Source organism: Vibrio sp. 10N.222.46.A1 (assembly GCF_041473595.1).
Classification (GTDB): Bacteria; Pseudomonadota; Gammaproteobacteria; order Enterobacterales; family Vibrionaceae; genus Vibrio; species Vibrio tasmaniensis_A.
On the sequence record NZ_JBFRSN010001737.1, the window covers coordinates 1 to 328 of the forward strand.

General features: G+C 46.6%; 1 protein-coding gene. It reads right to left on the bottom strand.

Features of this window, described 5'->3' with window-relative positions; translation table 11 throughout:
• Nucleotides 1–328: class I tRNA ligase family protein (locus tag AB4496_RS29095; protein WP_372133594.1), on the bottom strand; the 328-nt coding region annotated here is incomplete at both ends.

A 328-nucleotide genomic window follows, 5' to 3' on the forward strand; every position in this document is an offset into this window, starting at 1 on the left:
ACGGCTTGCGTTCCATAGCTTGTTACAGAAGTTACGGTAACCTTCAAGACGCTTCATGTCCCAGTTGATGTCACGGCCAGTTGAAGCCATAGCAGCAAGAGTGAAACGCAGTGCATCGGTACCGTATGGTTCGATACCATCTTCGAAAGTTTTACGTGTTGCTTTTTCGATCTTAGCAGCCAGTTTAGGTTGCATCATGTTGCCACAACGCTTTTCTACTAGCTCTTCAAGGCCGATGCCGTCAATCATATCGATTGGGTCAAGTACGTTACCTTTCGACTTAGACATCTTGTCGCCGTTTTCATCACGGATAAGGCCCGTCATGTAA